This is a genomic window from Verminephrobacter aporrectodeae subsp. tuberculatae At4 (assembly GCF_000193225.1).
GTDB lineage: Bacteria > Pseudomonadota > Gammaproteobacteria > Burkholderiales > Burkholderiaceae_C > Acidovorax > Acidovorax aporrectodeae.
In genome coordinates, this window is sequence record NZ_AFAL01000062.1 from 1 (window position 1) to 4617 (window position 4617).

Annotated in this window: 3 protein-coding genes; all 3 read right to left on the reverse strand. The window is 68.7% G+C overall.

Annotated elements, in window-relative coordinates; translation table 11 throughout:
* A partial coding sequence (locus VTU_RS0102640; protein WP_029554041.1) for a formate dehydrogenase accessory sulfurtransferase FdhD occupies nt 1-365 on the reverse strand: 365 nt, incomplete at its 3' end.
* A complete protein-coding gene (gene fdhF, locus VTU_RS0102645) occupies nt 362-3262 on the reverse strand; it encodes a formate dehydrogenase subunit alpha (RefSeq protein WP_010100482.1) in 2901 nt (966 codons plus the stop codon). The genes fdhF and VTU_RS0102640, both read right to left, overlap by 4 nt.
* Nucleotides 3263-3290: 28 nt before the next feature.
* On the reverse strand, nt 3291-4617 hold a 1327-nt coding region (locus VTU_RS0102650), incomplete at its 5' end, for a complex I 51 kDa subunit family protein (protein ID WP_010100484.1).

The window sequence follows — 4617 nt, forward strand, 5'->3', positions numbered from 1 at the left end:
CCGCACAGCCCGCAGCCGCTGCGCCCGGCGAGATTGCGCCGCCGCTCCTTCAGGCGCACGAAGCAGGCGCTGGCCACGTCGATGCGCACGGTGATGCCATGCGGGCCCGCAACGACGTCGATGCCGCGGATGTCCGAGGCCCGGTCCACGATGTCCTCGGTCAGCGAGAAGCCCAGGCCGAAGTCTTCGAGATCCGCCGGCGTCGCCAGCATCACGGCGTGGGACACGCCGTTGTACTCCAGGGCCACGGGCACTTCCTCGGCCACGCAGTCCTGCGTGGCGATGGCGCGGCCGCCGCGCAGGCGGTCAACTGCCACGGGGCGTGAGCCCGCGCTCCTGCGCAGTGGAAGATCCATGGGCTTCATTCGCTGGCGACCGGAGCATCGGCCCGCGTGCCGGCCTGCAACAGGCTCTGCTGCCGGGCATGGAAGCGCGCATACGATTGCTGCCACGCGGAGGGCTGCGCCACGGGCATGACTTGCACCGCCGTCACCTTGTATTCGGGGCAGTTGGTTGCCCAGTCCGAACTGTCCGTGGTGATGACGTTGGCGCCCGACTCGGGGAAATGAAAAGTGGTGTAGACGACGCCAGGCTGTATGCGTTCGGTGACGGTCGCGCGCAGCACCGTCTCGCCGGCACGGCTCTGCACGCCGACCCAGTCGCCTTCGCGGATTCCGCGATCCTGCGCATCGTGCGGGTGGATCTCCAGCCGGTCTTCGTCGTGCCAGAGATTGTTCGGCGTGCGCCGCGTCTGCGCGCCCACGTTGTACTGGCTCAGGATGCGGCCGGTGGTCAGCAGCAAGGGATGGCGCGCAGTCGGCTTCTCGTCGCTGGCCACGTACTTCGTGATGAGGAAGCGGCCCTTGCCGCGCACGAACTTCCCGACGTGCATGATCGGCGTTCCGAGTGCATCGGTGTCGTCGTTGCACGGCCATTGCAGGCTGCCGTGCCGTTCGAGCTTCTCGTAGTTCACGCCCGCGAAGGTCGGCGTGAGTGCGGCAATCTCGGCCATGATCTCGCCGGGATGCCGGTAGTGCATCGGGTAGCCCAGCGCGTTCGAGAGCATCTGGGTGATTTCCCAATCCGCATGGCCGGCCAGAGGCGGCATCACCTTGCGCACGCGCGCGATGCGCCGCTCCGCGTTGGTGAAGGTACCGTCCTTCTCCAGGAACGAGGAGCCGGGCAGGAACACGTGCGCGTATTGGGCGGTTTCGTTGAGAAAAAGGTCCTGCACCACGACGCACTCCATGGCGCGCATGGCCTCGGCCACGTGCTGGGTGTTCGGGTCCGATTGCACGATGTCCTCGCCCTCGCAATACAGGCCCTTGAAGCTGCCCGAGAGCGCGGCGTCGAGCATGTTCGGGATGCGCAGGCCGGGTTCGGGGCTGAGTTCCACGTTCCACGCGGCCTCGAACTGCGCGCGCACCGTGCTGTCGCAGACATGCCGGTAGCCCGGCAGCTCGTGCGGGAACGATCCCATGTCGCAGGCTCCCTGCACGTTGTTTTGCCCCCGCAAGGGATTCACGCCCACGCCCTCGCGCCCCACGTTGCCGGTGCACATGGCGAGGTTGGCGATGCCCATGACCATGGTCGATCCCTGCGCGTGTTCCGTCACGCCCAGGCCGTAGTAGATCGCAGCGTTCGGCCGCCGCGTGCCGACGCGGCCCTCGGCATTGCCCGTGGCGTACAGCCGGGCTGCCTGGCGCAGCGTGGCCGCGGGAACGCCGCACACGGCCTGCATGGCCTCGGGGGAATTCTCCGCGCGCGCGACGAACTCCTTCCACGCGCGGTACGACGGCTGGTCGCAGCGCTCGGCGACGTAGTCCTCGGCGCACAGTCCCTCGGTGACGAGGACGTGGGCCAGCGCCGAAATCACGGCCACGTTCGTTCCGGGCCTGAGCTGCAAATGGTATTCGGCGCGGACGTGCGGCGCTTTCACGAGATCGATCTGGCGCGGGTCCACGACGATGAGCCGGGCGCCCTGGCGCAGGCGCTTTTTCATGCGCGAAGCGAACACCGGATGCGCGGCCGCAGGGTTCGCGCCGATGACCATGATGACGTCGGCTTGCTCCACGGACTTGAAGGTCTGTGTCCCGGCCGAGGTGCCAAACGCCTGGCCCAGCCCGTAGCCCGTGGGCGAATGGCAGACGCGCGCGCAGGTGTCGACGTTGTTGCTGCCAAAGGCCGCGCGCACCAGCTTTTGCACGAGGTAGGTTTCCTCGTTCGTGCAGCGCGAGGAGGTGATGCCACCGATCGCCTCCCGCCCATGCTGGCTCTGGATGCGCCGGAACTCCGAGGCCGCATGCGCGATGGCCTCCTCCCAGCCGACTTCGCGCCACGGGTCGTCGATGCTCTTGCGCACCATGGGCCGGGTGATGCGGTCCTTGTGCGTGGCGTAGCCCCAGGCAAAGCGGCCCTTCACGCAGGAGTGGCCCTCGTTCGCCTTGCCGTCCTTCCAGGGCACCATGCGCACCACCTCGCTGCCCTTCATTTCGGCCCGGAAGCTGCACCCTACGCCGCAGTACGCGCAGGTGGTGAGCGTGTGGTGTTCCGGCTGGCCGAGCGCGATCACGGACTTTTCCTGCAGCGTGGCCGTAGGACAGGCCTGCACGCAGGCGCCGCAGCTCACGCATTCGCTGGCCATGAACGGCTGATCTTGCCCGGGCGAGACGCGCGCGGCGAAACCCCGGCCGCTGATGGTCAGCGCGAACGTCCCCTGCGTTTCCTCGCAGGCGCGCACGCACCGGCTGCAGACGATGCACTTGGAGGGGTCGTAAGTGAAGTAGGGATTCGATTCGTCCTTCTGGCCGTCCAGGTGGTTCGCGCCCTGGAAGCCATAGCGCACGGCGCGCAGGCCGGTCACGCCGGCCATGTTTTGCAGCTCGCAGTCGCCGTTGGCGCTGCAGGTCAGGCAGTCGAGCGGGTGGTCGGAGATGTATAGCTCCATGACGGACTTGCGCAGTTCCTGCAGCTTGGGCGTCTGGGTGCGCACGCGCATGCCGTGCTCCGCGGGAGTCGTGCACGAGGCCGGGTAGCCCTTGCGGCCCTCGATCTCCACCAGGCACAGACGGCACGAGCCGAAGGGCTCGATGCTGTCGGTGGCGCATAGCTTGGGCACCTGGATGCCCGCGTCAACAGCCGCGCGCATGACCGAGGTGCCCTTGGGCACGGTGACTTCGTTGCCGTCGATCTCGACGGTGACCTCCTCGCTCGACGCGCGCAGCGGCGTGCCATGGTCACGGGATTTCAGATGATCAAGCATCGGGGGGTTCCTCTTTGGGTCGCGGGCGTCATGCGGCGTCACGGCCGTCTGCGGCGAGCCCGAAGTCTTGCGGGTAGTGCTCCAGCGCGGAGAGCACGGGCAGCGGCGTCATGCTGCCCATTGCGCACAGCGAGCCGTGCAGCATGGTGTCGCACAGATCGCGCAGCAGTTGTACCTGCTGCGGCCGCGTCTGCGCGCTGGCCTGCGCGCCGGCGATGCGCTCGATCACCTCGACCCCGCGCGTGGAACCAATGCGGCACGGCGTGCATTTGCCGCAGGATTCGATGGCGCAAAACGCCATGGCGTAGCGCGCCAGGCGCGACATATCCGCCGTGTCATCGTGCACCACGATGCCCCCATGGCCGACGACGGCGCCCACGGCCGCGTAGGCTTCGTAGTCCAGCGGCAGGTCCCATTGCGCTGGCGGCACGTAGGCGCCCAGCGGCCCGCCGACCTGTATCGCCTTCACCGGCCGGCCGGACGCGGTACCGCCGCCGAATTCCTCCACCAGCGTGCGCAGCGAGACGCCGAAGGCTTTTTCGACCAGGCCGCCGCGGCGGATGTTTCCCGCGAGCTGTATCGGCAGGGTGCCGCGCGACCGACCGACGCCGTAGTCGCGGTAGAACGGCGCCCCCTTGTCAAGAATCAAGGGCACCGAGGCGAGCGTGATGACGTTGTGGATCACCGTGGGCATGCCGAACAGACCCTGCAACGCGGGCAGCGGCGGCTTCGCGCGCACGATGCCGCGGCGGCCCTCCAGGCTCTCGAGCATGGCCGTTTCCTCGCCGCACACGTAGGCGCCGGCGGCCTTGCGCAGCTGCAGGTCGAAGGCGCGCCCGCTGCCCAGCACGTCGGCGCCCACGATGCCGGCTGTGCGTGCCAGGGCAAGCGCTGCGCCGAACACCGCGAGCGCGCGGGGATATTCCGAGCGGACGTACACGAGGCCGTGCTCCGCCCCCGTGGCCAGGCCGGCGATCAGCATGCCCTCGATGAGCATGAAGGGATCGCCTTCGAGCACCAGGCGGTCGGAAAAGCTGCCCGAATCGCCTTCGTCGGCATTGCACACGACGTACTTGCGCGGGGCCTGCGCCGTGGCCACGGTGCGCCACTTGATTCCCGCGGGAAACGCCGCGCCGCCGCGACCGCGCAGGCCCGAGTCCAGCACCTGCTGCACGATCGCCGGGGCCTCGAGCGCCAGCGCGCGGCGCAGGCCGGCGAGCCCGCCGTGCGCCGCGTAGTCGGCAAGGCACAAGGGATCGGTGACGCCGACGCGCGCGAACGTCAGGCGCTCTTGTTTCCTGATCCAGGGCAGCTCCTGCGTCAGCCCCTGGCGCAACGCGTGCGCGCCGCCCTGG

Excerpts from the sequence above, each read along its gene's own strand:
- fdhF (WP_010100482.1), bottom strand. The coding sequence starts at position 3,262 with ATGCTTGATCATCTGAAATCCCGTGACCATGGCACGCCGCTGCGCGCG.